This is a genomic window from Neobacillus niacini, from assembly GCF_000759675.1.
Classification (GTDB): domain Bacteria; phylum Bacillota; class Bacilli; order Bacillales; family Cytobacillaceae; genus Neobacillus; species Neobacillus niacini_A.
This window is the reverse complement of sequence record NZ_BAWM01000020.1, coordinates 274,457-299,930: the sequence shown is the minus strand read 5'-3', so window position 1 is coordinate 299,930 and position 25,474 is coordinate 274,457. Positions and strand designations below refer to the sequence as shown.

The following is a 25,474-nucleotide window of genomic DNA, read 5'->3' as shown; positions in this document are numbered from 1 at the left end:
CATTGTATATTTTTTATCATCATATGACAGCTTTGAAGGTGGAGCAAATGCATAAAAATATCAATTAAGGAAAAAGGACAACCATTATTCTAGTGAGCAAAAGAAAGTGTCCGCCTGAGGTGGACAGTGTCCACGAGCGGTGACAGGCACCAAACTATTTTCTTTACAAGTCAGATAATTTATCTTACTATAATGGCAACAATGAAAATTGCATACGGTTTTTGCACTAGGGGAGCTTTTTGGCTGAGAGGACGTTTGTCTGACCCTTATGACCCGATCTAGATAATACTAGCGTGGGGAAGTGCAGGAGAAGATTATCGTTAAGTCTACGTTGATATGATTCGACTGCATTCCTGCGGGGATGCAGTTTTTTTGTTGCCAAAAATAGTAATGGGGGAATATTGAATGTCTAATTTTTGCGGTACGAGTGAAATTACAGGGGCACGTTTTTCGATTTATCCGATGTCCGATAGGTTTGTAGATATTATTCTATCTGCACTAAAGGAAGTGGATACTTCAAAGGTGTGGATGGAGACAGATGATGTGAGCACATGTTTAAGAGGCAGGTCTGAGCATGTTTTTGATGTCGTGAAAGCTATTTTCCTAGAGTCGTCAAAAAACGGTGAACATGTTGTGCTGCAGGCAACGTTTTCAAATGGCTGCCCAGGAGATTCAGCAGGTGACGTCTACCTATCAGAAAACTCCGATCGACTAAATGAGGAGAAGTCAGAACAAATCAAGCAAGAGGTAGCTGTTCATTTTGCCTTATATCCAATGGGGATTCCAACTTATATGAATGTCATTGTGGATCAAGTAAAACACGCCCAAGAACAAGGTACCTTCACCAAAGGCGTACACTATGCCTCTAGGCTTGATGGTGATGCGAACAAGGTTTTCAAAACGCTGGAGGATGCGTTCCAAGGTGCGCACGATAGCGATTCTACTCATATTGTCATGACAGTTACGATGTCGGCTAATAGCCCATCGAAAAAGGGGGATAAATAAATGCTGGCAAAATGGAAGCTCCGTGAAGTCATTGTTTTATCAGTACTTGCAGTTGTTTTCGCTGTCGTTTATCTGCTTTTTGTCCAACTAGGTAATGTCCTTTTCGGTCTGTTCGGTTTGATTGGATATGATATCATCTTCGGAATTTGGTTTATCGTCTCGATTATTGCTGCTTATATTATCCGTAAGCCAGGCGCTGCTTTTCTATCAGAAACAGTGGCTGCTACAGTGGAAGTTATGCTTGGAAACGCAGTTGGACCGCAATTAATTCTATCAGGTATGATTCAAGGTTTAGGTGCAGAAGCAGTCTTTGCCGCAACGAAATGGAAGAATTATTCGACTTGGGTATTGATGGCTGCGGGGATGGGATCGTCCGTATTTAGCTTTGCTTGGGGCTTTTATGTCTCAGGATTTGCTGCGCTGTCACCAGGTTATGTGACTGCCATGTTCTTTGTCCGCCTTGTGAGCGGGGCACTGCTGGCTGGATTACTTGGCAAGTATTTAAGTGAAGGACTAGCAAGAACTGGAGCACTAAACAGTTTTCCATTAGGAAAGGAACACAAGCGCAATGTCACTGTATGACCAGATTAAGGCAGAACAACTGGCATTCAGCTATGAAGATAGTAATATTTTCACTGAACTTACCTTTTCGATTGAAAAAAATCAATCCGTACTGTTATTAGGTCCAAGCGGTTCTGGAAAAAGTACGCTTGCCTATTGTTTGAACAAGTTATATCCAGAAGCAGTGGATGGAGAACTGAAAGGGAGCATCACGTTTGAGGGTCGAAATCTGGATGATTTTAAACCCGGTGAGCTTAATCAAAAAATAGGAATAGTTTTTCAAGATCCGGAGAGCCAATTCTGCATGCTGACCGTTGAGGAGGAAGTAGCGTTTGGATTAGAGAACTTCCATGTACCACGGGCTGAGATGGAAGCAAAGATTGATAGAGCACTAGAATGGGTAGGCTTGCAGGCTGAAAAAAAGACAACCATCCATACCCTATCTGGAGGGCAAAAGCAGAAGCTCGCACTTGCGTGTGTCTTGGTTCTACAGCCTGAGGTTATCATCCTTGATGAGCCGACCGCTAACCTAGACCCGCTGTCAAGCTCAGACCTGGTAAAAACCATCGCCCGTTTAAAGAAAGAACGCCCGTTTACGCTGATTGTCATTGAACACAAGCTTGATGATTGGGTCGAGCTGATTGACCGCTGTCTAGTCTTAGATTCTAGCGGAACGATTCTTTTCGATGGCACTCTTGTACAATGTTTTGGAGAATTTGCTCCTTACTTACAAAAGGAAGGCATTTGGCTGCCAAAAGTAGTGGAAGCGGGAATTACGGCAAAGAATGCTGGCATGTATAAAGGGGAGAGACTTCCGCTTCGCAATCATGAATTACTGTCAGGGCTCGAGGATTCAGTTGCTTTTTTAAAAAAAGAAAACAAAACCATATCCAAAAAGGAACCAATCCTCGAAGTGAGTGATCTTCATGCTCGGGGGCACTTGAAAAATATAAATCTACTTATTCATAAAGGAGAACTGACCGCACTGGTTGGCGCAAATGGTTCTGGAAAGACGACTCTATCAAAATGTTTAGCTGGATTACTTCCTCTTATGCAAGGGGAGATTCATTTTCTCGACGTTCCACTTTCTAAGTGGAAGGAAAAGGATTTATTTCAGCGTCTGGGCTACGTTTTTCAAAATCCTGAGCATCAGTTTATTACTGACAGTGTTTATGAGGAAATTGCCTTTGGGTTGGAGCACCGAGCAACCGCTCTTGACAACCTTGAAAAAATAGGGTTGGAAAAACATGCAAATGCCCATCCTTATTCCCTTAGTCAAGGGCAAAAGCGGCGATTGAGTGTCGCAACCATGCTCGTTCATGAACAGGAGCTGCTCATCCTTGATGAACCAACATTCGGCCAGGATGCGAATACAGCACGAGAAATCATGGAAATCCTTGATGAAAAAAGTGGTGCTGTTTTTATGATTACCCATGATATGGAGCTGGTTGATCAATATGCTGACACCGTTCATGTTTTAGATGAGGGAGAGATTATCTTTTCGGGGGCACCTGAGAGCTTGTGGGATAATCATGAAGTCGTTAACCGGGCAAGGTTAAAGCTGCCGTTTAGGAAACAGCTTCAAAAAGATCTGGTAAGGAGAGAGAGTCATGTCACTACATGAAGTGAATCCGAGTGTAAAAGCATTTGCGGTCGTCATTTCCATTCTGATATTGTCGGTGTTTTTCGATCCGATTACGCCACTCGTGACCATCCTCTGGGTAGTGACGGTCACCTTCATATTCGGCCGCGTTTCGTTTAAAAAATGGCTGCTGTTATTTGCTCCGTTTTTATTTATCGCAATCATTTATGTCTGGTCAACCATGCTTTTTCCACGGCTGCAGGCAGGGGATTCGGTCATCTGGGAATGGGGTTTTTTGACACTGACAGCAGAAGGCTTTCAAAGAGGAGTTTCGCTTGGTTTAAGAGTGTTAAGCTTTGCCACGTTATCGATTATGTTTACGTTAACGACAAAGCCAACCGACTTTCTCCTTAGCTTAATGCAGCAGTGTAAACTGCCTCCGAAGCTCGCATATGGAATCATGGCCGGATACCGTTTCCTGCCATTAATCAAGGAGGAGTTTCAAACCCTGCAAAATGCGCATCGAGTAAGGGGAGTAGCACGGGCGCGAACCATTCCGGAAAAAGTACAACAGCTGAAACGATATGTGATACCTCTTCTTGCTGGAGCGATTCGCAAAGCAGAGAGAACCGCACTGGCAATGGAATCAAAGGGCTTTACCGGAGAAAAAAATCGGATATTTTATCGAGAAATTACTGTGTCTCGTATCGACTGGCTGTTTTTCATTCTCATGATTAGCGCAGTCATACTCAGCGCATTTATTTCTTGGAAACTAGGATACTTACAGTATTATAATCGGGAGCTATAAATACAAAAATGGGGTGTCTCAACAGACACCCCATTTTTAATAGAGAACAACGGCTTGTTTCCCCATTTGTTCCCACGCTTCTATAAAGCTTTCGCGGTCCACTTTTTGATTTTTCGTTCCATACGGATTGTTAATGTAAATATTCGTAGAATCATAACCGGTTATCACAACACTGTGCATTTTATACGTTATGTCCACGTTTCCTTCTGGTGTCTGCCATGTTTCAAATTCAGAAACAGGTGCAAAGGTGGAGGTTGTGATAACCCAAACAGGGTTTCCGCTTGCAACTTCTTTTAATAGTTGATCGAACGATGAATTCGTAAGGTCAGCAGCATTCAAGTATTTCTGAGCTAATTCAAAAATGGGCTCATGGTACACCCCTAAACCAGGTCCAACTTCCATATTGCCCACAAAACCAGTGTTTGGATTTCCATATTGACCATTACTATATTGCAACGGAACTCTATCAATCTCTTGTGCTAGTTCATTTTTTGTAACCGAAATTCCTTTATAATTTAGGATCATCGCTAGACTGGTAACTTCACAGCCATTATACAAATGTGGAGCGTCCATTTGATTAAGCAGGGGTACGTCCAGCAGCTTTTCCTCTACGATTTTATTATCCTCTGAAACATTGATTTGTTCCGATAGAATCTTTTCTTCTACTACTCCTGTATTAACCCCTTTTTCCGAAGTTATTGTTTCCCTATTATTTGAAAAAAAGACAACACCTGTTATCACCATAATCCCAACCAAGCTAAGGTTTATTATTTTTATCATCAAAATACCTCCTTTATTTCGTTTAGAAGGGAGCAGAGGCACAATGTTAAATCAAGGGTAAGGGATAAATATGAACAAATTATGAACGGGATGAGAAGATTCTATTAACCTAATAGAACAATTGTTAAAAAAATAAGACTGACATATTCCTGACATATTGGGAACCTATGATAGGAATTGTGAAAGAGACGCAGCAGAATAAACAGAACGGCTTTACATCCCTTAGAAAGTCCATTTACCTGAGCAGAACAAACTATCAAGAATCGCAGAAATAAAAAATTGGGGAACAAATTCAAGAGTTTCACCTTGCGAGTGCAAAAGTACTTGCTAGAGAATATGACTTTTTTAAGGAAAGTTTAAGGAACGAAAATCCAAAATAAGCTTATCAACAGGAAACAAGGAGGAATAAAAATGGAGCAAACCAAACAAAGTCTAATAAAAATTTTACTTATTGTAAATTTGGCGATAAGTACCTGCGCAGCTATTGGGGTAGGATATGTAGCTTATAAACAAAGTACAAGCCCTAATTTATCAGAAATGGGACCAAGAGGGAACGGTCAGATGTTCCCAGGTAATGGACAATTCCAGCCTGGTCAAAATCAATCAGGTCAAAATCAATGATGGCAAGGAGATAGAAATTTGAAAAAGTGGATTATTATTTCAGTAATTATTGTTCTAATAGGAGGAGCGAGTGCCTGGTTCCTATTAGGTAAAAAAAATCAAACTCAAAATGTTGCGTTTGCAGCACAAACAATAACAGCACAAAAAGGAAAATTAGAGGTAGAAGTTAGTGGTTCCGGTTCGGTTATAGCAATTACAGATCAAGATGTAACAGCTGTAAATACAATTCTTGTTGTAGATACCGTAAGTGTAATATCGGGAGACACAGTAGATAAAGGCGACACTCTTGTAACGTTTAAAAATGGTGATGTTGTTACGGCTCCATATGATGGAGAAATCACATCAGTTAGTGTGAAAAGCGATAGCGGAGCTTCACTAGGAACAATCCTTCTTCGTATGGAAGATGAAAATGAAGTTATTTCACCTGTAACAAGAGGAGATAGTAGTGTTTCAGATAGCTTAAGTGGCGGAAGTACTGGTGGAAGCAGCTTAACTGCGGATACTGTCAGTGTGAAGGAAGGAGATGCTGTAGAAGCAGGTGCGACTCTTGTAACCTTTACAGATGGAAGTATCTTACAAGCACCAGTTGCGGGGACAATCACAAGCCTTTCTGTTGCAAGTGGGGATTCTGTGCAAAATTCAGCGACAGTTGCACACATAACAAATTACAGCTCATTGCAAACAACCATTAGTGTTGATGAATTAGATATTACAAAAGTACAAGTAGGACAGGCGGTAAAAATAACAGCAGGTGCCTTTGAAGATGAAACATTCGAAGGGATAGTAACGAAAGTAGCAACAAGTGGAACATCATCAAATGGAGTTTCTACATTTGACGTAACAGTACAAATCACAGACCCAAAGAACTTAAAAATTGGTATGTCAACAGAAGCAAGTATCTCAATAGAGAGTAAAGAAGATGCACTATACATTCCAGTTGAAGCAGTGTATAAAAGCGGAGATGAAAAATATGTACTAGTTCCTGCAACTTCAGATGATTCCACACAATCAACAAAAAAAGTAACAGTAGAAACTGGTATTTCAAATGATGCGTATGTAGAAATTATAAGTGGGTTAGCTGAAGGAGAGTCTGTTCAAATACCGAGCGTACAATCTAGCGGTAATTCTTCTCGGGGAGGAATGATGATTCCAGGCGGAGGATTCCCAAGTGGTGGTGGCGGATTCCCAAGTGGTAACTTCGGAGGAAGAAATGGAGGCGTAGCTCCATCTGGCGGCGGACAAGGAGGGAACTAATGATTATTCATGAGCCAATTATTCAAATTAAAAGCATGAAGAAAATGTATGAACTTGGCGGCGAAACGGTAATGGCTCTTCAAAGTGTTTCCCTCGATATTCAAAAGGGTGATTTTATCTCTATCATAGGCCCATCGGGTTCCGGAAAATCAACATTTATGAACATGATTGGATGCTTAGATCGACCAGATTCAGGTGAATACTTCCTAGATAGTGAAGAAGTAGGGAAAATGAAGAGCTCACAACTTGCGGCCATTCGAAATAAAAAAATAGGGTTTATTTTTCAAAACTTCAATCTTATACCAAAGCTAACAGCGTTTGAAAATGTAGAGCTTCCTCTTATTTATCGCGAAATGAAAGCGGCGGAACGAAGAGAAATTGCTTTAGGGGCGTTAAAAAAAGTAGGATTGGCAGATAGAGCGAATCATTTACCAACCCAATTATCAGGGGGCCAGCAGCAACGTGTCGCAATTGCGCGTGCGTTGGCTGGAAATCCTCCTATTTTACTTGCAGATGAACCAACTGGTGCACTAGACAGTAAAACAAGTAAGGAAATTTTGGAGATTATGAATTCTTTAAATGAGCAGGGGCATACCATTATTCTCATTACCCATGATTTGGAAGTAGCAAAACGAGCAAATCGTGTTGTTCGTATACACGACGGTCAATTATATGAGAATGGGGGTGAGTGGTTTGCAGACAATAAAAATGGCACTGAAGAGCATTAAAGGAAACAAAATAAGAGCATTCCTGACGATGCTGGGTATTATTATCGGTGTATCCTCTGTTATTGTAATGGTTGCGATAGGACAAGGGTCAACGAAAGAAGTACAAGATCAAATTGGCAGCCTGGGCACTAACGTATTAACAGTAAGTGTTACTGGTTCAGATGTTACATTTAAAGAAGATGATGCAAATCAGATTCAGGATGTCAATGGTGTAGAAGCAATTGCTCCAACTGTTTCAGGAAGAGTAACCGTAAAAAATGGACAAACAAACACACAAGTGTCAATGATTGGAACCACTTCTTCTTATTTAGATGTCCGTGATTTACAACTGCAATCAGGGCGTTTCATCGCAGACTTGGATCATGATAATCACTCGAAAATAGCTGTACTTGGTTCAGACACTGCACAAACTTTATTCGGGTTGGGAGATCCAGTTGGAGAATCTGTAAAGGTAAACGGAACGTCCTATAAAGTAGTTGGGGTACTTGAATCTGTAGGAAGTTCATTAGGAACTAGCGGAGACAGTACCATTATTGTACCCCTTAGCACAGGGCAACGCTTGGCATCTACTACTGAAATTGGGTCAGTATATGTAAAGGTAGAAAATGAAGATGCGATTAATTTTGCATCACGCCTTATCGAACAAACAATGTATACGATTGTTGGAGATACTGATAGTTATAGTGTATCCAGTCAAGAAGATTTAATGGAAACAGCATCATCTGTCAATGAGACAATGACATTAATGCTTGGCGGAAGTGCTGCTATTTCTCTTATCGTTGGCGGTATCGGTATTATGAATATTATGCTTGTATCAGTTTCAGAACGTACCAAGGAAATTGGCATTCGAAAAGCAATTGGAGCAAAGCGTGGAAACATTCTTCTTCAATTCCTCATAGAATCAATGGTATTAAGTTCATTTGGAGGGATAATAGGAGTTGGAATTGGGGTAATAAGTGCCCAAATATATACTTTAGCAACAGGAACGGCAATTGCATATTCAGTACCTGTTATGCTGTTATCATTTGTATTCTCTTTATTAGTTGGAGTTGTATTCGGTGTGTTTCCGGCGAACAAGGCTTCAAAGCTTCACCCGATTCAAGCTCTTCGATATGAATAATCAAAACAAAGCGATCGTGTGCTGCGAGCGCTTTGTTTTGTTACTTTTCCAATAAAGCAGCTAATCTGAGTCCGCTTGAGCATTGCGATATAAATAGAAAAACATGCTGAATTTTGCCAGCCTGTTTTTCTATTTAATAACCTCAATATTTAAAGCCGTTCCTTGTAATGGATAGGATTCTCTAATTTTTCCATCTGTCCAAACAGCTACCGTTTGACCTTTTTCAAAGGTTTTGATATCGCTTCCTTTAGGTAGTGAGAGCCAAATTGATCCTAATTTCTCATCCTCTACTAAAATACTGCTCCCTTCTACATCGATAACCGTTCCTTTAATATCATATTCACCTTTTAGGTTGCAGCTTGTTAGTACGATGAAAAATAAAATGAGGGCAAAGATTAGTTGTTTTTTCATGGCGTTCTACATCCCCTGGTTTGGAGTCGAACTATTCACCACCAAGCTGTTGAATCTGGTCAATTATGCTGGTGATATCTTGAACTGACTGAACCAGTTCTGTATTTTCAAGAATAGCAGGGTCAAGCAGACCATCTTTGAAATTGTTCAAGTATGTTTCAATTTCAGCTACAATGACGCTGTTTTGTTCGATGATTTGCTGGTGAAGCTCAGCCGCGATATCTGGTGCTTGCAGTTCATTAAAGGCTTCAACCGTTTGCTGCATATTTTCAAGCATGGCTTGAAGGTCTTCAGCTGCTTGGATGTCACCAATCGCTTGTTGCGCAAGTGCAGGGGCATCACTGGCAAAATCAGTAGCAGCGGCTAAATAGTCTGTTGCTTCATTAACATAAGTTATCGTGTCCTGTGCATCACTGAGGAAAGAACAACCGCCCAGTAGCAATAACATGCTGGCAGATAATACAATCAATAATTTTTTCAAATTAAAACCTCCGTTAGAATCTCTATTTTTTTTAAGATATAAAGATTTGTTTTTGGAAATTCTTCAATAAGGTCTTGGTTGTAGGTTAAGTTATAGGAGCCATAAAAAGAAAGGAAAATACCTTATAAGGAGTACTTACAGCACTTTTAGAATATCATAAATGCAGCGAGCATGCCAGGATGCTTGACCTTGGCAATGTTGATATTGGTGCCGATGTTGGTGCCTGTCACCGCTCGTGGACACTGTCCACTTGAGGTGGACAGTTAGGAGTAATTTTATTGTTGGTTTTGAGGAGGAATTTGGGGGATAGTGTCGAATGGTATATTTGTATCGCTTCTTTTATTTTCCCTTCCCCTAATCTTCAACAACTTCAAATCTATCTAACCCTAAAATTTAATTGAATAGGAGTGACTGCTATGGGTCGAAAACGCCGTGCTTGGTTTCAAGGTGCAAAATATCATATTACGAGCAGAGGAAATCGTAAATCTACGCTTTTTTATGATGACGAGGACCGAATGAAGTATCTAAGCTTTTTAAAAGAAACAATGGTTCGCTTTCCCTTTACCCTACACACTTTCTGCTTAATGACTAATCACACTCATCTCCAAATTGAAACCTCAGACACTTCTCCAACCATTATCATGAGTCATCTCAACACTAAATTCGCCAAGTATTTTAATAAGAAATATGATTTTACTGGGCATGTATTTGAAAAAAGATATGGTGCCGAATTACTAGATTCCCTTGATTATGAATTCGATGTCAACAAGTACATCCACCTTAATCCATTGAAGGCTGGGCTTGTAGATGAATTAGAGGACTATCCATGGAGCAGTTACCATGCTTACGTTAATGGTGAAGTAACTCAACTCGTTGATACAAAACATCTGCTATCCTATTTTCCCTACCCGGCTTCCAGGCATTATGAGGAATACATAAAAATCCCATTAGTGGATTTATTTTTACTCGGCAATGGTAAGGTTGTGATGATTCCAAGAAAAGAGGAAAATCCATGTGTGCAAAAGTAACGAGTATTGGATTAAAAGGTATGGAGGGTTATCGCTTAAATGTTGAAGTGAAAACGTTTGTGGGTAATGATTCTATTAGAATTGTGGGTCTCCCTGACGCCGCGGTTAAAGAGTCGAAAGAACGAATCCTTGCTGCACTTCGGTCATAAGGATATTCAGTAAATGGTCAAAAAATAATCATAAATCTTTCACCCTCTGAACAAAAGAAAAGTGGTCCAATGTTCGATCTTCCTATGGCAATTGGTGTCCTATTAAGTCTAAATGAGCTGCTCATATCAATACCGGAAAACACTGGATTCATAGGAGCACTATCTTTGGACGGTGCGATTGTGCCAGTTGAAGGAATGCTCCCTGCAGTTTTAGCTGCAAGAAGGTTAGGTATAAAAAGGCTTTATATGCCCTATGACCAAAAACTCCCGGTCCTTGATTTCGATGAGCTGGAAATTATTTATATATCTACATTGAAAGAAGTGATTGAGAACTTAGAAGGAAAAGGAGGATCTTTTTTTCCTCCAAGAATAGATGAGATTGATTTACATAATAATAACTTTATAGATTTCTAGCAGATAATCGGGCATAAAGGTACTAAAAGAGCATTAGAAGTGGCTGCAGCAGGGGGACACCATGTCTTGATGACAGGACCTCCTGGTTGTGGGAAGAGTATGCTAGCAGAGAGTTTTCCCTCCATTTTGCCTCCATTGTCAAAGGAAGCAAAATTAGAAATAATTGCTCTACATCAATTAAGTGGAATCAGCTACCCTAATGCAAATTATCCTCCATTCAGAAATCCCCATCATTCAGCTTCAGGCATTTCAATGATAGGAGGTGGGACTTACCCAAAGCCTGGAGAGATTTCCTTAGCCCATCGAGGTGTCTTATTCCTCGATGAAATTGCAGAATTTCCGAAAAAACACTTGATATGCTACGACAGCCTTTTGAAAATGGCAAAATTACTATCAGTCGCACACATGCAACCCTTACCTATCCTGCTTCCTTTATCTTGATTGCTGCAATGAATCCTTGTCCATGTGGATATGCTGGTTCCAATACACATTATTGCACATGTACACCAAGGCAGACCCATTCCTATCAAAACAAAATATCTGGTCCGCTTCGTGACAGATTTGATATTCATCTCACAATAAAGCCTGTCGATCTAGAATTTGAAACAGAAAAAGGAAAGATATCATCTAAATACTTTCAAAGTAGAGTGGAAGCCGCTAGGAACCGGCAATACGAGCGGTATGGAATAGAACTATGTAATAGTAGAGTCAGCTATGACAGGCTGCAAAAAACTAGCCCATTAACTCAAGAACAACAAAAAAACATTCATCAGCTTGCAGCTAAGAAAAACTGGAGCAACCGTACCCAAATAAAAATCATCCGACTCGCTCGAACCATTTCCGACCTAGATGGAAAAACCGCTATAACCGACCAAAGCATATGGGAAGCTGTAAATCTCCGTTGATACAATGGTGACAGGCACCGCCCGTGGACACTTTCCACCTCAGGCGGACACTTGAAATACAAAAAAGTCACTACCAGGCTCTTTTGGTAGTGACAAAATTTTTATCCTAGTTACCGTTTACTAGTGCTTGTGTTGCATTTTGTTCATAGGATATTACTCTATTTAAGAGGTTGGCCATTTTTTCTAAGTCAGCTTTATCATAGTGGTCGATGCAGGCAATTTGAATCCAGTTTCTTCGCTGTAGATAGTCGCTTTCATAGTGCAGCTGGTAGCCATGATTGTAGAGAATATCTCCAATCAAAGCGGATGAAATGGAGCTTGGTATCTCAATTGTGAGAATAATCGGTGAGCTGTTCTGTTCACAGATGATGGTAAAGCCAAATTGTTTAAGCTGATTTTTTAAGAAAGAGTGTGTTTCTACCACTTTTTCAAAAGTATCTCTATTAATATTCTCTAATGCTGCTAGAAGTGCTTCTAAAAGATTAGATGACTGTGAAAAAGGAATGCTGTCCTTTGCCATGTACGTTCCTAAATCAAGGTATTTCGGAAGTGTTAAAGAAGGCTGCACCTCATGGTGGTGGAAAACGAACGATAGCCCTGTTAGAGCACGAATTGCTTTTCCACTTACACCAGTTGCTAAAAATACTCCCTCTAAATCTACCTCTATGGCACCTAAAGAGCTAATACAATCAAGGCACAGCTTGAGTTGATGTTGTTTTGATATTTCCTTCAACAAATCAAGATCATTGAGCATACCAGAGGAGGTTTCACTGTGAACAGCCCAAATCCAACTGGTGTCTTTTGTTAATTTAGAAATTATTTCATCACGCGTGAATGCCTGTCCCCAGTCTTTTTGAAGCACATCAAATGGGAGACCAAATCTATTAGCTTGTTCTACTAAACGACTGCCAAATTCACCATTGGCTAAAATAAGCCCCCGGCCGGTTTCTAAGGAAAGCTGACCTGCCACTACGTCATTAGCAAGTGTTCCCGACCCTAGGAAAATATGAACATATTTACTGTTCACTAATTTGGCGAGCATACCCTTCGTTTTATCCAGTTTTTCTATATATAGGTCTGACCGATGAGAAATCGGGGTATTGCTTAAGGCAGCCATCACTTTATCAGAAATTTGAACAGGTCCCGGCAAAAAAGGAATCGTCGGTGGAAGTATTCTGCCTGCAATCGATTCGTCAAACGTTTCCTTCGTTAAATACATAGGCTGAAAGAGCGCCTCATCTGTACCAGTTAGTTGAGCAAATGGCTGAAATCCTAATTGACCATAAAGCTTTAATTGGCGGAGAGTACCGGAAATAAAAGCTATATCGTACCCTTTTTTTATGCAATATTTTATTAAAAATTGTGCGAGACCTAAAAAGACTCGGCCATTTCGGTATTCTTTTTTGACAGATAATAGCCTAACTTCACATGGTGAGTGAATCGGAAATGAAAGTGATTGTTCAACCAGACCAATTTTCCGATCAAGTGAAAATGGTCGGTTATCGCGAATCGCCGTCATTCCAATTACTTCATTCTCTTTAATACAGATTATATATGTATTTTCAGCATGGAAGGGATCCACTAATTTTTGTTCCTCATTCTTTTGGTGCTGTGGAATCTCCTCTGAAAAGGTTTGATAGTTTAAGCGATGAATTTGTTCGAACTCATCAGGAGTGGTTGCCATTTTGAAAAAGAACTCGTGCTTACTCATTAGGTTTCAGCCTTTCCTTGAGATTTTCTGCATGTGCTGCGTAAAGCATAACAATAATACCCAATGCTATCATGCAACTTAGCCAATCATTATTTATTAAAAAAAGTACCACTGGGATAAAAAGAAATGCCCCTAATCCTGCTAATGTAAAGCTTTTTATAAATGGGTAAAGGAGGCTAAATCCCAGGATAATTATTGGAATCAGGGTGGGCTCAAAGGTGATAATTCCACCAATGAAGGTTGAAATCCCTTTTCCACCCTTAAATTTCAGGGTGACGGGCTTTAAGTGACCGAAAATTGCTAAGGCTAACCCTACTAGTTGAATAGATTCTGAGAATTGCAGGTAGCGGGCAGCTAAAATTACAAGGACACCTTTTAATGCATCCCCGAGAAAAATGAGTACAAAGGCCGTTTTGCCATGAAGGCGGCCGGCATTCCTTGCACCGACATTACCGCTTCCTTGAATCCGAATATCCTTACGATAGAAGATCTTCGTGATTAGAAAGCCAAACATAATACTTCCAATTAAATAGGAAATAATAAAATACAACCATAGCATTTGAAACACAACCTTTGTGAGTTCTTGGCTACTTAACAGAAAAAATGAATTTATTACCATTATAATATGATTCCTTCATTATTCACATATACTTTGTAAAAACTAATTACGTTAATGAATAAAACATCCTCATGTAGGAGGATGTTTTTCGCTTAGTCACCACCCCCACCGCCGGAGTCACCGCTACCTGAGTCGCTGTCAGAGCTGTAGACATGATCATTGCTATAGGTATTATCGTAATTAAAATGGTGGCGTCCGCTATTACTCCGGTTAGGGAAAATTAAAAAGGCTAATATGATCGATAATACCCCGAAAAATATTTGTTCAGCGAAAATCAGAAATACCCCAAAAATGAAAATGAGGAAACCAACCAATCGTAAAACTCCTCTCATTTAAGACATTCCTCCTTCAAAGTTCATATTTAATAATAGATATTAACTCCTATTACGTTTTATACGTTAAAAAAGGAGATGTGGATATTACACATCTCCGGTGCCTGTCACCATTTATTCATTTTCCTTCATTTATACATACATTTATGCAGTCACTTTTTATTCTTCGTCTTTTTTCTGTTGTTTCTTTTGCTGCTCATGGAGCGCGAGTAGGATATCTTGAACGTCGATTTTTCCATCATTGTTTAAGTCTGGGATGGTGTTTTCTGGTATAGGTGGCGGTGCCTGCTGTGTAGCTGCAGGTGCAGGTATAGGTCGATTTTTCGGTTTAATGACAAAAGTGAATACCAATAGAAGTATGATCAGTAATGCTGCAACACCATCAACGATGTAGAAAATCGTTTTATAATCAGACCATAATGTTTTACTGTCACCAGCTCGTTGCTCGGAATTTGTGATAAACTTTTTGATTTCGGAGTGGTTAGGATACAGTCTCTGAACGGCTTCAAATTTTTCAAGCGCATTTTTATAATATCCGCCCCAATAAAGCTCAAGCCCTTCCTTATAAAGTTTATCTGAGCTGCTAGATGTATTCTTTGCTCCTGCTTGGTTTGTAAATTCCTTTACGGTATTTACCGGAACGGAAAAGTTAAAACCTTGAACTTCTTGACCATTTACTGTATCGCCTCTAAAGGTTAGTAAGCCAATGATTTCTCCATTTTCATTAATGACTGGTCCACCACTATTACCATGTGTGGCAGCTGCATTAATTTGAATGACTGGGCTGCCTTGCTCTGTTTTCTTATCTATAGCAGAAATTTGCCCTGCATTCATTGAAGATACAAGAGAGGAATCTGGAGATAATAAATCAGAATCGGCTGCTGCTGGGTAGCCGCTTACCCAAATATTATCCTGGTTTTGGATATTATCAGAATTTCCAAGCTTTAATGTAGGAAGGTTTTTCCCTTCAATCTTAAGTACCGCTACATCTTTTCCTTCGTTGACAGGAGCACCATAGCTTTTAACTTCCCCGTCAAGTATATCTCCGCCTGGTAAAATGACCTTAATAACTTTTTGAATCCCAGTGTATTGGGTATAAGTCAACATATATTCATACGCTGTTTCATAGTCTACTTGAAAATAATCTGCCATAATCGTAACAAGCTGATCAAATGCAGCATTGGCAATATCTTCGTCTTCCATCTGGGCCGCTTCCACAACATGGGCATTGGTAACAACATAGCCGTCTGAGCTAATTATTGCCCCAGAACCAGAGCCACCCACAACAGATTGGTAGTTTAGTTGACTTAGAATGGCATCCACTTCAGGGTCATTTGGATTGTTGAACTGCCATCCGACAACAGAGTAGCCAAGGATCCGAACAACCGCCGGCTTCGAGTATTCAGCTAGCTTCTGAGCTTGAGAAATATTCGAAGAGCTAGGTTTAATACCCATTAGAACAAAAGAAGTGACAATCACCCCAATAAGTATCAAACTAAGCGGAATTGTAAATAGGGCCCTTTTCATCAAATAAATACACCTCTTCTATAAAATTTGGAAATTTCCATCTAATATATGCCCTTATTCAAATATTGAAACTTTGTACATAAAAATAAATTATAATGGTTCCATTATGGTGCCTGTCACCACTCGTGGACACTTTCCACCTCAGGCGGACAGTTGCTGACCTGTAAAATAATAAAAAAGCCAGCAATTTTGCTGGCTTTTAGTCTTTGATTTGATTGTTGCTTAGATGAAAAGTAATAGGCTTAGTGCCATGACGGCCATACCGGCAATAAGACCGTAGATTGATAGGTGGGTTTCGTCATATTTTTTTGCGGCAGGTAATAATTCATCAAGGGAGATAAACACCATGATCCCTGCAACGGCTGCGAAGATAATTCCGAACATAATATCATTCAAGAAAGGCATTAAGAATAAATAAGCGACAAGTGCACCAACTGGTTCAGATAATCCGGACAAAAATGATAGTTTAAAAGCTTTTTTCTTATCACCAGTCGCAAAGTAAACAGGTACGGAAACAGCAATACCCTCAGGAATGTTATGGATAGCTATCGCAACAGCGATGGCAATCCCGAGTGCAGGGTCCTGTAAAGCAGAAGTGAATGTAGCGATCCCTTCCGGAAAGTTGTGAATTCCAATGGCAAGTGCTGTAAATGTTCCCATTTTTAAAAGGTCAGGCTTTGTTCCGTCATTAATACTTGGCTGATTCATATCCTCAACTGTTTTTAATTCATGTGGGTTTGATTGTTTTGGGATAAATTTATCAATCGCCGCAATTAGGAGCATGCCGCCGAAAAAACCTCCAACCGTTAACCAGTTTCCAGGAACAACGCCCATGGCATCCACAAGTGCTACCTTTGCTTTCACAAAAATCTCAACCATCGATACATAAATCATCACCCCAGCAGAAAATCCAAGGGTAACAGATAAAAATTTTGTATTGGTATGTGATGTGAAAAATGCGAGCAGACTTCCTATGCCTGTTGCAAGGCCTGCGAATAATGTCAGCCCAAACGCGAATAGCAGATTCTCCGTCATAGTTTATTCTCCCTTTATTTGATTATATAATTTGAAAGTTTAGAATAATAATACGTATGTGCGAACACAGAAATGTTTCCTTTGAGAAACATTTTACACCGACCGAAACAAAAAAACAGTAAAAACAACTTAAAAATGTAAAAAAAGCTCGAAGTCCTTGTATTTTCCTCAAGGAACTCACGCTTTATATTTTATAGAAGATTAGTACCCTGGACCGAACCCGCTGCCATAACCAGCCATTCCAGGTCCATAACCAGATCCGTACATGCCATATCCTGGTCCATATCCGGATGGGTATTCCTCTTGGACTAAAGCCTAACCATTAAACAGCAGGAAAGAGTAGGATTACTGTCCGCCTGGGGTGGAAAGTGTCCACGAGCGGTGCCTGTCACCATCAAAAATACGTCTTAGGTCTTAGTTTTGTTTACGCTTGTGGTCTATGGAAAGCAGGAGTTTTATCATGTATTGTTGAAGTAATGGGAGATGTCTTGCTTTTTAGGTATTTTGTATTTGGTGAAACATTTTTGTTGTTGATTCGTATGAATATAAAGGATTTTTTAGTCAGGAGTCGATTATGATGAACCGATTTTTATCATTTCTAGTTCAAAGTGTTGTAACTGTCCCATCTGCAATCACGGTTTGGTTTTTAAGCTATTTTGCCTTCGATCTAACATTTTTGATTTCGTTCGCCATTTCTTTAGCAGGCGGGGTGATCGTTTACAAGATTACATCCGGGGTCATGACAACCCGCTTTTTGAAAAAACATCAGCTTACAAGAAAAGAATATCGTTATATAAAAAAGAATTTAGATGAAGCGAAACAAAAAATAAACAAACTAAATAAATCGTTATTTTCCATTCGCGATCTTCCTACAATAAAGCAGAGACTTGATGTTCTCCGCATTACAAGGAAAATTCAAAGCATGACACAAACAGAACCGAAGCGCTTTTATAAAGCAGAAAAATTTTATTTTTCCCATCTAGATTCCGTTGTGGAGTTAACCGAGAAATATCGTTTTTTATCGCAGCAGCCTAAGAAAAGTCACGAGATTGATGTCTCTTTATACGAGACTCGTCAAACCTAACGGACTTAACAAAGGCTCTTGAAAAAGATCTCTATGATGTCGTTTCAGACGACTTAGATTCCTTGAATTTTGAAATTGATGTTGCAAAACATTCCATCAAAAAACTTAATGATCCTAAAACTATAGACGAAAGCAGGAGGCTAAAATGAGCGAAAATAACTCACCACAGTTAAATAAAACTGGAAATTTATTAGATGATATCCTAGCCAATCCGTTTGGTGACAACGAGATTGCACCGCAAGCACAGCCGGCACCACAGCTTCAAGAAGCGAAGCCAACAAAGCTGATTGATGTCATCCCAGATGAAAACCGGGCAAAAGCCTATCAGCTTGCAGAACAAATTGACCCAAGAAATCACCAGGCGATGATTACGTACGGTACGCAAGCACAAGGGAAGCTCTTAAGCTTTTCCCATACCATGCTTGAGCATGTCCAGAAAAAGGATATCGGCGAGGTTGGAGAAATAATCAGTGATTTAATGAAGCGACTTGACGAGGTCAATCCGGATGAATTAAAGGATGGGAAGCCATCCTTTTTCGGGCGTATGTTTGGAAAAATATCGAACTCCCTTCAAGAAGTGCTGTCCAAATATCAAAAAACAGGTGCACAAATTGACAGGATTAGTGTGAAACTAGACCGCAGCAAGAACGTGCTGTTATCGGATATTAAATTATTGGAACAGCTTTATGAAACAAATAAAGAATATTTCCATGCTTTAAATGTTTACATTGCCGCAGGAGAAATTAAACTGGAAGAGCTGCACCAAAAAACAATCCCAGAAATGAAAAGGGCAGCAGAGGTAACAAATGACCAAATGAAGTTCCAAGAAGTTAACGATATGATTCAGTTCGCAGACCGATTGGACAAACGGTTATACGATTTGAAATTGAGCCGTGAGATTACCATTCAGAGCGCTCCGCAAATTCGTCTGATTCAAAACACGAACCAAGCGCTTGTCGAAAAAATACAATCGTCCATCATGACGGCAATTCCGCTTTGGAAAAACCAAGTTGCCATAGCACTAACTCTTATTCGTCAGCGCCACGCAGTAGAAGCTCAGAAAAAGGTATCTCAGACCACAAATGAGCTGTTATTGAAAAACGCAGAAATGCTAAAAACGAATACCATTGAGACAGCTAAAGAAAATGAGCGAGGACTCGTTGATATCGAAACCCTTAAGAAGACACAGGAAAACTTAATCACCACTCTGGAAGAAACAATGCGTATTCAAGAAGAAGGGCGCCACAAACGTCGTTTGGCTGAACAAGAACTAGCAAACATGGAAAATGATCTAAGAATAAAACTATTAGAAATCAAAGGTAAATAAAAAAGAGTCAAGTTCCGATAACGGAGCTTGACTCTTTTTGCTATAGAAAAGTTAGTTAGAAACAGGTTCTTCATTATGGTACTCTTCAAGGCTAATTCCTTTGTTCATAATTTCAAGCGCAATTTCTTTCCCGACATAGCGAAGGTGCCAAGGTTCGTATTGATATCCTGTAATGCTTTCTTTTCCCTGTGGATATCTAATAATAAACCCGTATTCTTCTGCATGCTGCTCAAGCCAAATCGCTTCTGGTGTACCTCCAAAACAATTTTCAGCCGCACATTTTCCATCTCCGCCTGTAACATCAATAGAAAGTCCTGTTTCATGTTCACTCGTGCCAGGCAAGGCACTATACGTTCTTGCCTTTTCATATCCATCACGGTTTACATAATAGTTAAACAATGTCGTTTGCGTCGCATGTGATCGATAAGCTGATACCCCTAAAAGGGAAATACCTTGTGCTTTAGCTCCAACAAATAATTGATTAATCGCTGTTGCAGCTTCTTGTCTCATTTTGCGTTTTTCATCCGATGTTCCAGAAATAAAAGGAATATCAGTGTAAACAAGATCATTTGGATTATAACTGTCTGGCAGTTTATTTTGTTTATTAACAAGCACAGGAATGCTCTCTGGATTAAAAACAACCTGGATACTATCATTATTATTTTTTGCTGATGGGGTATCTGCTGGAGGCGTTGAAGCCTCTTGCTCTTGTGGTTTCGAGTTTTCATCAGGTGATTTTACCCCTGGTTGTCCTGTATGTTCGACATTATTCTGCTTTTGATCAGTTGGCTTTGAGTCATTTTTATTGGTATCTGGTAGAACCTCAGAATGTTCCAGCTTGCCTTTGGCATACAGAATTTTTTCTGAACAGCCTGATAATAGTATAGTCATCATGACTATACTCCCGATTATTAAAGAATTTTTTTTCAAAATAAAACACCCTTACTTTTAAAAATAACAAATTTTATAAAATCTATTCTAACAAAATTAGACTTCAATATAGTACATTATGTTACATCTTTCGATATCCAACAATGTATTTTTGACAAAATAGGCTGTGCAGCCTACAGTAAAAAAAGGATAAGGAAACAAAGCAGGACCTAAGACTCTTTTTTATTATATAGTTGTATCATATAGTTCTATTAAACACATAAATCGTACGAAATGGCAAAACTATTGAAAAATGGTGACGCAAAACTAAAGGGGCTAATGTTTTTTAGAACGATGCCAGCCAGTTACCGAACACGATCCTCTGCGATTTATGTAATTAAATTGAGGAGGTTTTTTTGTGTTATTTAAAAATATGTTATTAAGGGGTCAGTACTACTATCATTTATTCCAGTACCGTCATATCGAAATGATGCAGAATGATTGCCTATGCGATGAACTTAAGTGCGAACTAAAGGTGAAGTCGTTGTACCATAATAGTAAAGCAATAGAATTAGGAGCTAGAATATAGAACAAAGTCTGGGGTTACCCAGACTTTTTATTTTGGGGATTAGTTGTGGATATATTTTTAGAAAATGTGAGTAAATAATCAACAGATGTGAATAACTATGTTAATTTTGTGGATAATCATGTGAGGTTTGTGGATAATCAGAAAAAAGAATTTTTATCATCGCTGATTAATGTGGATAACTACTAGCTTTGGAAGTTTAAAATGAAAAAGCATCGGAATTTTTTTTTCGATGCTTTTTATCCAAAGATTAGTATAATATTTTTGAGAAAGGTCTAGCTGCAGCGCCTAGGGGCTCGGGGTCGTTTTATACCTTGTCGCCCCTGGGAAAAAATAACCTGCTTTTTCCTTTGGCAATGCGCTTCCGCTTTTCTTAGTTTAATGAGACATGGTTTTGCCGCCATCGTCGAGTCCGTCTTTTGTTACTTTTAAGATCCCAACGGCACCCTTGGTTGCATGGTTAAACTGATGTGTCACAATGGGATAACTGCCTTCTTTTGTGACGGTGAATTCAACAACAGCTCCGCCGCTTGCTGGAAGCATAACGGTTTGTAAACCTTTCATGAGGTTAAAAGGGTTACCATCGATATAAACGTTGTCAAAGATGGTACCAACCACGTGGAAACTGCTGACTTCATTCGGACCCACATTGTTAATGTAAATCCTGACCTTTTCTCCGACCGTAGCGAGAAGCGGAGTGTCGATTAGGGCACCAACTGTTCCGTTTGTATTTAAATCGCCTTCTTTTAAGGCTTTAGCGGAAAAGACCACATTACTAGGAACACCATTTGTAAAATCCTCTAGGTCGTTGTATTTATACCATTCATTTTGAACGATGACAAATTCACGGTCGACTTCAGAGTCAGTCGGGTAGCCGTTTTTAGGCTTAACAATAATAGTGCCGTGCATTCCGTTAGCGATATGCGCTAAAACGGGCTTTGTTCCACAGTGGTACATGAAAACCCCAGGATTGTTAGCCGGATAGGTAAACCTTCCAGATTCATTTGGCATAATATCTACAAAATCCTTTGATGGGGAGGCGTGTACAGCATGAAAGTCCATGCTGTGAGGAATGGATGGATCCATGTTTGTCAAAGTAAAGTTAATAGTGTCGCCTTCATTTACAACAATTACAGGTCCTGGAGCTTCACCGTTAAATGTCCATGCTTTGTACATATTGCCCTTCGTAATTTCAATATCGGTAATTTGTGCTGTCATTTCAATATTGACTTCGTGTTCACCGACACGTTCTATGTTGAGTGGAATTGGTTTTTGATTGAGATTTTTATGAGGTTCAATTGCTAGTGAGGATGTATTAGCTTTTGCAACTTTTGCAGACTGTTTATCCACGGACATATTGGCAGAATTACAAGCACTTAAAACCAGAACAGAAGTGACAATCACACTTGCAAAATTCAAGAACTTTCCCATTAGATCCTACCCCTTTGATATAAATTGATTACACTTTCATTGTAAATTTTGTAAAAAACACCCTAGTGATTTGCATCACTGATTGTTTCGAATTGTTTGAACACTTTGTGAAATGTTGAGCAATTAATAACATTCATAAGTTATTAAAGTAAAATAAGTAACTAATAGAACCCCTTTGGTATAATTCGTTTATAAGTAGGAGGAATGAATGATGTTAATTGAATTTATTGCCGTTACGGTAGAGGACGCAAAATTAATTGAAAAATCAGGTGCAGACCGAATTGAATTGGTATCGGGTTTAACGGAGGGAGGCATTACGCCGAGCTATGGGTTAATTGAAAAGGTGGTCAAAAGTGTGACAATTCCAGTAAACGTTATGGTTAGACCACATGGGCAATCGTTTTGTTATTCTGAAGATGACATTGAGATTATGAAAAATGATATACGGGTTATTCGAACCTTAGGGGCTAATGGAGTTGTATTAGGTATGCTTGATAAACAAGGGAATGTTGATTTCCGCCAGCTTGAAGAATTATTAACGGATATTGGTTCAATGGAGGTAACTTTTCACCGCGCAATCGACAGTTCGAATAATTTAATCGAAGCAGCCGGAAAATTGGATCGATATAAAGAGATTAAAACCATTTTAACCTCTGGAGGTCATGGTGACTGGCAAACTCGCTTGGAAACCCTAAGGAAAATGAAAGAAATATGTAAGGAAACGGAGATTCTTATTGGCAGCGGGCTGACAAAAGATAATATCCGAGAGGTCGATGAGCAGGTGGGGACGAATTGCTATCACTTCGGCACAGCGATAAGAGAAAATCATAACATTTTAAAATGTGTCTCCCTAGAAAAAGCCTTACAAATCGTTCATACCTTGAAATAATTGGGCATATTAAAAATAACCTAACAAACGGAGGAAACCATGGAAAAAGAGAAAGAGCAAACAAGCGAAGGACTCAATCAAATCTTCGAAATCATCAACGCCAAAGGTGACACAGGAGAACTAAAACAAATCATCGAAAAGGATGAAGCTGGAGATCATTTCAATTTCGAAGAAGAAAAGTAGTTTGCAAATGGTGCCTGTCACCACCCGTGGACACTGTCCACCTCAGGCGGACAGTAACGACATAAAAAGACCTCAACTTTTTTTGTTTGAGGTTTCTTTTTATTTTTACATATTTATTTAGCTATTCACAACTAAAGGCTCATCTTCAAGTATTTCTCCGGTATCATCAAGCTGTTTAATCATGGCAATAAACGGTTCGACGAACTGGGGGTCAAATTGTTTTCCAGAGCAGGTCCTTAATTCTATAATCGCTTCCTTGAATGTTTTTGTTTTTTGATACGGACGTTCGGTGGTCATTGCATCAAAGGAATCAATGATACAGAGTATTCGTGCTAGTTTAGGAATTGATTTTCCTTTTAATCCATATGGGTAGCCGTTGCCGTCAAAGCGTTCATGATGTAGTTCAACTAAAGGAATCAAGTCTTCTAATTTTTTATTGGTTGAAATGATTTCCTTGCCCCAGGTTACGTGCTTTTTCATTATTTCCCATTCATGTGGCTCAAGCTTTCCCTTTTTATTTAAGATGTCCCGAGGAATTTCAATTTTACCGATGTCATGGATTAATGCACCTAGAATCAGTGTCTTCCGTTCATATTCACTTAATGCAAGTAGCCTTGAAAAATCAACGGCATATTGATAAACACGCTTACTATGCCGGTACGTATAAACATCCTTTGAAAGAAAGATCCGTAATTGCTGTTCTGCTTCATCCAATTCTTTTTCTAAAGAGAGTGACCGCTGGGCTGAGTACTCGGAATGCTGATTATAAATTTGAACAAGGTTTTTCCCTTGATCTTTAGCAGCATACATCGCTTGATCAGCTTTGTTTAGAAGTTCAGAGATGTTATAGGTTTCTTTTTCACATTCTGCAATTCCAGCTGAAAAAGATAAGCAGCCATAAGGGAGACTTTCCACACCTTTATAGTAGGTGTCATTTGTTTTCTTCCGCAATTCATTCATGAATGAATTGGCTTTTTGCCGATTTGTATTAGGCATTAGGATGGAAAATTCTTCACCGCCGTAGCGGGCAACTGTGTAATTTTCAGCTTCTGACGCTGTTTTTACAAGTGATCCAAATTCTTGAAGCAGATGATCACCTTGGATATGTCCATATAAATCGTTATATTTTTTAAAATCATCGATATCTAGAAGAACTACACATAACGGTTGATCACTTTCCTTCGCGGATGTAAGTTCTTTTTCTAAGATTTCTTTAAAATATCCATGATTATTAAGACCGGTTAAAAAGTCTTTGTTTGCTTTCTCAGAAACCTTTTTAAATAAATGAAAGTGCTGCTTAAATGCTAAAGAAAGTAAAAAGGCAATACAGGTAAAAAGCAAAAGTCCAAATAAACTTTTCGAACTCATTAAAATTGCCAGTACTAATGAAAGCATGAGCGTACTCAAATAAGGGGCAAGTGCTTCTTTAATAAGTTCTCTAAAAACACTTTCAAAGCTTTCAGCAGCGGCCAATATGAAGAATAATCCGACAAAAATGACATTCATGGCAAAGTACGTACTTAAGGAAATTAAATAAGGAACGAAGTTATTGATATGGATGCTGCCAATCGTACCACCCATCAAAGTGAATACATAATAAGTACTAGTAATCATTAATACATAACTGGAAAAATTAAAAATATGTTTCCACCAGATAATTTTTCGTTGTGTAAACGCAAATAAAATCGAATTAATTAGCAATACCGCCAAAGTTAAATCCAGTCCTAATAAAAATAGACAAGCAAGGAATATAGAAGAATCCATAGAAAGGGAGTTGCCCTTTGGGGGAAGGAGTATAGGATAATGATTTAAGAGTAAAATGGCTCCAGCGAGTGCAAAAGTAATGATCCATTCAAAATTTGAATTGATTTGAAAATCATTAAATGCGATAAAGGTTAAGACGCCTAATACTGATATAAGAAAAAGATATTTATTGGTGGTTGTCTTTAAAAACTGCATTATTTCATCACTCTCATAATTAGATTGGGAGAAAGTGATGTATCACTTCCCCCATTATTTACTTCTAAATGATT

General features: G+C 39.1%; 24 protein-coding genes, 1 pseudogene and 2 riboswitches. Of the genes and pseudogenes, 14 read left to right on the top strand and 11 right to left on the bottom strand.

The window, feature by feature from the left end; all coding sequences use genetic code 11:
* Positions 1–218 precede the first annotated feature (218 nt).
* Positions 219–317, top strand: a riboswitch (TPP riboswitch).
* A gap of 88 nt (positions 318–405) precedes the next feature.
* Genes TR08_RS11390 through TR08_RS11375 form a run of 4 tightly spaced genes read left to right on the top strand, consistent with a single transcriptional unit; the run spans position 406 to position 3,956 of the window.
* Positions 406–1,005, top strand: a complete 600-nt coding sequence (locus tag TR08_RS11390; RefSeq protein ID WP_045518310.1) for a YkoF family thiamine/hydroxymethylpyrimidine-binding protein — start codon at positions 406–408, stop codon at positions 1,003–1,005.
* Positions 1,006–1,587, top strand: coding sequence for an ECF transporter S component (locus TR08_RS11385; protein ID WP_045518309.1), 582 nt, complete (start codon positions 1,006–1,008; stop codon positions 1,585–1,587). It begins immediately after the preceding gene.
* Positions 1,574–3,190: an ABC transporter ATP-binding protein gene (locus tag TR08_RS11380; RefSeq protein ID WP_045518308.1), complete on the top strand. Its 1,617-nt coding sequence runs from the start codon at positions 1,574–1,576 to the stop codon at positions 3,188–3,190. The genes TR08_RS11385 and TR08_RS11380 overlap by 14 nt, the downstream gene beginning before the upstream one ends.
* The gene (locus tag TR08_RS11375) at positions 3,177–3,956 is read left to right on the top strand and encodes an energy-coupling factor transporter transmembrane component T family protein (RefSeq protein WP_045518307.1); all 780 of its coding nucleotides are present in this window, start codon (positions 3,177–3,179) and stop codon (positions 3,954–3,956) included. The genes TR08_RS11380 and TR08_RS11375 overlap by 14 nt, the downstream gene beginning before the upstream one ends.
* Positions 3,957–3,992: 36 nt before the next feature.
* Here TR08_RS11375 and TR08_RS11370 read toward each other — a convergent pair whose 3' ends face one another.
* Complete coding sequence (locus tag TR08_RS11370) at positions 3,993–4,736, bottom strand: C39 family peptidase (RefSeq protein WP_045518306.1); 744 nt, start codon at positions 4,734–4,736, stop codon at positions 3,993–3,995.
* Between the two features lie 411 nt (positions 4,737–5,147).
* Between TR08_RS11370 and TR08_RS11365 the strand changes: the two genes are divergently transcribed.
* From TR08_RS11365 to TR08_RS11350, 4 genes are read left to right on the top strand one after another with little or no spacing between them, the layout of a single operon-like run.
* A complete protein-coding gene (locus TR08_RS11365) occupies positions 5,148–5,357 on the top strand; it encodes a hypothetical protein (protein WP_045518305.1) in 210 nt (69 codons plus the stop codon).
* An 18-nt stretch (positions 5,358–5,375) separates the two neighbouring features.
* Entirely contained in the window at positions 5,376–6,611 is a 1,236-nt protein-coding gene (locus TR08_RS11360; RefSeq protein WP_045518304.1) for an efflux RND transporter periplasmic adaptor subunit, read from the top strand.
* The gene (locus tag TR08_RS11355; protein ID WP_045518303.1) at positions 6,611–7,339 is read left to right on the top strand and encodes an ABC transporter ATP-binding protein; all 729 of its coding nucleotides are present in this window, start codon (positions 6,611–6,613) and stop codon (positions 7,337–7,339) included. Before TR08_RS11360 ends, TR08_RS11355 begins: the two co-directional genes overlap by 1 nt.
* Positions 7,320–8,459, top strand: coding sequence for an ABC transporter permease (locus TR08_RS11350; protein ID WP_081954465.1), 1,140 nt, complete (start codon positions 7,320–7,322; stop codon positions 8,457–8,459). Before TR08_RS11355 ends, TR08_RS11350 begins: the two co-directional genes overlap by 20 nt.
* A 129-nt stretch (positions 8,460–8,588) precedes the next feature.
* Here TR08_RS11350 and TR08_RS11345 read toward each other — a convergent pair whose 3' ends face one another.
* Entirely contained in the window at positions 8,589–8,870 is a 282-nt protein-coding gene (locus tag TR08_RS11345; protein WP_045518301.1) for a DUF3221 domain-containing protein, read from the bottom strand.
* A 31-nt stretch (positions 8,871–8,901) separates the two neighbouring features.
* Complete coding sequence (locus tag TR08_RS11340) at positions 8,902–9,351, bottom strand: DUF6376 family protein (protein WP_045518300.1); 450 nt, start codon at positions 9,349–9,351, stop codon at positions 8,902–8,904.
* 416 nt (positions 9,352–9,767) lie between these two features.
* Here TR08_RS11340 and TR08_RS11335 point away from each other — a divergent pair, with 416 nt between their 5' ends.
* Both TR08_RS11335 and TR08_RS11330 read left to right on the top strand, forming a co-directional pair.
* On the top strand, positions 9,768–10,379 hold the full coding sequence (locus TR08_RS11335; protein WP_045518299.1) for a transposase: 612 nt from the start codon (positions 9,768–9,770) through the stop codon (positions 10,377–10,379).
* Positions 10,364–11,847: pseudogene (locus tag TR08_RS11330) on the top strand (YifB family Mg chelatase-like AAA ATPase). The gene TR08_RS11335 and the pseudogene TR08_RS11330 overlap by 16 nt, the downstream one beginning before the upstream one ends.
* A 106-nt stretch (positions 11,848–11,953) precedes the next feature.
* Here TR08_RS11330 and TR08_RS11325 read toward each other — a convergent pair.
* The 5 genes from TR08_RS11325 to zupT all read right to left on the bottom strand — a co-directional run bounded on the left by TR08_RS11325 (position 11,954) and on the right by zupT (position 17,071).
* The gene (locus TR08_RS11325; RefSeq protein WP_045518298.1) at positions 11,954–13,558 is read right to left on the bottom strand and encodes an aminotransferase class V-fold PLP-dependent enzyme; all 1,605 of its coding nucleotides are present in this window, start codon (positions 13,556–13,558) and stop codon (positions 11,954–11,956) included.
* The gene (locus tag TR08_RS11320) at positions 13,551–14,117 is read right to left on the bottom strand and encodes a glycerol-3-phosphate acyltransferase (RefSeq protein ID WP_045518607.1); all 567 of its coding nucleotides are present in this window, start codon (positions 14,115–14,117) and stop codon (positions 13,551–13,553) included. The genes TR08_RS11325 and TR08_RS11320 overlap by 8 nt, the downstream gene beginning before the upstream one ends.
* 152 nt (positions 14,118–14,269) lie before the next feature.
* A complete protein-coding gene (locus TR08_RS11315; protein ID WP_045518297.1) occupies positions 14,270–14,509 on the bottom strand; it encodes a hypothetical protein in 240 nt (79 codons plus the stop codon).
* Between the two features lie 159 nt (positions 14,510–14,668).
* On the bottom strand, positions 14,669–16,036 hold the full coding sequence (locus TR08_RS11310; RefSeq protein ID WP_152597393.1) for a S1C family serine protease: 1,368 nt from the start codon (positions 16,034–16,036) through the stop codon (positions 14,669–14,671).
* A gap of 222 nt (positions 16,037–16,258) precedes the next feature.
* Positions 16,259–17,071: a zinc transporter ZupT gene (gene zupT, locus TR08_RS11305; protein WP_045518295.1), complete on the bottom strand. Its 813-nt coding sequence runs from the start codon at positions 17,069–17,071 to the stop codon at positions 16,259–16,261.
* A 577-nt stretch (positions 17,072–17,648) separates the two neighbouring features.
* On the opposite strand from zupT, the gene TR08_RS11300 reads away from it, so the two are divergent.
* Both TR08_RS11300 and TR08_RS11295 read left to right on the top strand, forming a co-directional pair.
* The gene (locus tag TR08_RS11300; RefSeq protein ID WP_370576293.1) at positions 17,649–18,155 is read left to right on the top strand and encodes a 5-bromo-4-chloroindolyl phosphate hydrolysis family protein; all 507 of its coding nucleotides are present in this window, start codon (positions 17,649–17,651) and stop codon (positions 18,153–18,155) included.
* A gap of 145 nt (positions 18,156–18,300) precedes the next feature.
* Positions 18,301–19,482, top strand: a complete 1,182-nt coding sequence (locus TR08_RS11295) for a toxic anion resistance protein (protein ID WP_045518294.1) — start codon at positions 18,301–18,303, stop codon at positions 19,480–19,482.
* Positions 19,483–19,533: 51 nt separating this feature from the next.
* Here the strand turns inward: TR08_RS11295 and TR08_RS11290 are convergent, their stop codons facing one another.
* Together TR08_RS11290 and TR08_RS11285 are read right to left on the bottom strand one after the other, a co-directional pair.
* Positions 19,534–20,373 (bottom strand): M15 family metallopeptidase, encoded by an 840-nt coding sequence (locus TR08_RS11290; protein WP_238579119.1) that lies wholly within the window; start codon positions 20,371–20,373, stop codon positions 19,534–19,536.
* Between the two features lie 265 nt (positions 20,374–20,638).
* Positions 20,639–20,725: riboswitch (cyclic di-GMP riboswitch) on the top strand.
* 591 nt (positions 20,726–21,316) lie between these two features.
* The gene (locus TR08_RS11285) at positions 21,317–22,369 is read right to left on the bottom strand and encodes a multicopper oxidase domain-containing protein (RefSeq protein WP_045518292.1); all 1,053 of its coding nucleotides are present in this window, start codon (positions 22,367–22,369) and stop codon (positions 21,317–21,319) included.
* Positions 22,370–22,580: 211 nt separating this feature from the next.
* Here TR08_RS11285 and TR08_RS11280 point away from each other — a divergent pair, with 211 nt between their 5' ends.
* Together TR08_RS11280 and TR08_RS32490 are read left to right on the top strand one after the other, a co-directional pair.
* On the top strand, positions 22,581–23,258 hold the full coding sequence (locus tag TR08_RS11280) for a copper homeostasis protein CutC (protein WP_045518291.1): 678 nt from the start codon (positions 22,581–22,583) through the stop codon (positions 23,256–23,258).
* Between the two features lie 39 nt (positions 23,259–23,297).
* Positions 23,298–23,441 carry a hypothetical protein gene (locus TR08_RS32490; RefSeq protein WP_193747721.1) on the top strand — a complete coding sequence of 48 codons (144 nt, stop codon included), beginning with the start codon at positions 23,298–23,300 and terminating at the stop codon, positions 23,439–23,441.
* 117 nt (positions 23,442–23,558) lie between these two features.
* Here TR08_RS32490 and TR08_RS11275 read toward each other — a convergent pair whose 3' ends face one another.
* Positions 23,559–25,400 (bottom strand): bifunctional diguanylate cyclase/phosphohydrolase, encoded by a 1,842-nt coding sequence (locus TR08_RS11275; protein WP_045518290.1) that lies wholly within the window; start codon positions 25,398–25,400, stop codon positions 23,559–23,561.
* Positions 25,401–25,474: the final 74 nt, after the last annotated feature.

What these genes read in the sequence shown, in the direction of transcription:
- TR08_RS11390 (WP_045518310.1), top strand. Translation starts at nt 406, where the DNA reads ATGTCTAATTTTTGCGGTACGAGTGAAATTACAGGGGCACGTTTTTCG.
- TR08_RS11385 (WP_045518309.1), top strand. Translation starts at nt 1,006, where the DNA reads ATGCTGGCAAAATGGAAGCTCCGTGAAGTCATTGTTTTATCAGTACTT.
- TR08_RS11380 (WP_045518308.1), top strand. Translation starts at nt 1,574, where the DNA reads ATGTCACTGTATGACCAGATTAAGGCAGAACAACTGGCATTCAGCTAT.
- TR08_RS11375 (WP_045518307.1), top strand. Translation starts at nt 3,177, where the DNA reads ATGTCACTACATGAAGTGAATCCGAGTGTAAAAGCATTTGCGGTCGTC.
- TR08_RS11370 (WP_045518306.1), bottom strand. Translation starts at nt 4,736, where the DNA reads ATGATAAAAATAATAAACCTTAGCTTGGTTGGGATTATGGTGATAACA.
- TR08_RS11365 (WP_045518305.1), top strand. Translation starts at nt 5,148, where the DNA reads ATGGAGCAAACCAAACAAAGTCTAATAAAAATTTTACTTATTGTAAAT.
- TR08_RS11355 (WP_045518303.1), top strand. Translation starts at nt 6,611, where the DNA reads ATGATTATTCATGAGCCAATTATTCAAATTAAAAGCATGAAGAAAATG.
- TR08_RS11350 (WP_081954465.1), top strand. Translation starts at nt 7,320, where the DNA reads ATGGCACTGAAGAGCATTAAAGGAAACAAAATAAGAGCATTCCTGACG.
- TR08_RS11345 (WP_045518301.1), bottom strand. Translation starts at nt 8,870, where the DNA reads ATGAAAAAACAACTAATCTTTGCCCTCATTTTATTTTTCATCGTACTA.
- TR08_RS11335 (WP_045518299.1), top strand. Translation starts at nt 9,768, where the DNA reads ATGGGTCGAAAACGCCGTGCTTGGTTTCAAGGTGCAAAATATCATATT.
- TR08_RS11325 (WP_045518298.1), bottom strand. Translation starts at nt 13,558, where the DNA reads ATGAGTAAGCACGAGTTCTTTTTCAAAATGGCAACCACTCCTGATGAG.
- TR08_RS11320 (WP_045518607.1), bottom strand. Translation starts at nt 14,117, where the DNA reads ATGCTATGGTTGTATTTTATTATTTCCTATTTAATTGGAAGTATTATG.
- TR08_RS11315 (WP_045518297.1), bottom strand. Translation starts at nt 14,509, where the DNA reads ATGAGAGGAGTTTTACGATTGGTTGGTTTCCTCATTTTCATTTTTGGG.
- TR08_RS11310 (WP_152597393.1), bottom strand. Translation starts at nt 16,036, where the DNA reads ATGAAAAGGGCCCTATTTACAATTCCGCTTAGTTTGATACTTATTGGG.
- zupT (WP_045518295.1), bottom strand. Translation starts at nt 17,071, where the DNA reads ATGACGGAGAATCTGCTATTCGCGTTTGGGCTGACATTATTCGCAGGC.
- TR08_RS11300 (WP_370576293.1), top strand. Translation starts at nt 17,649, where the DNA reads ATGAACCGATTTTTATCATTTCTAGTTCAAAGTGTTGTAACTGTCCCA.
- TR08_RS11295 (WP_045518294.1), top strand. Translation starts at nt 18,301, where the DNA reads ATGAGCGAAAATAACTCACCACAGTTAAATAAAACTGGAAATTTATTA.
- TR08_RS11290 (WP_238579119.1), bottom strand. Translation starts at nt 20,373, where the DNA reads ATGACTATACTATTATCAGGCTGTTCAGAAAAAATTCTGTATGCCAAA.
- TR08_RS11285 (WP_045518292.1), bottom strand. Translation starts at nt 22,369, where the DNA reads ATGGGAAAGTTCTTGAATTTTGCAAGTGTGATTGTCACTTCTGTTCTG.
- TR08_RS11280 (WP_045518291.1), top strand. Translation starts at nt 22,581, where the DNA reads ATGTTAATTGAATTTATTGCCGTTACGGTAGAGGACGCAAAATTAATT.
- TR08_RS32490 (WP_193747721.1), top strand. Translation starts at nt 23,298, where the DNA reads ATGGAAAAAGAGAAAGAGCAAACAAGCGAAGGACTCAATCAAATCTTC.
- TR08_RS11275 (WP_045518290.1), bottom strand. Translation starts at nt 25,400, where the DNA reads ATGCAGTTTTTAAAGACAACCACCAATAAATATCTTTTTCTTATATCA.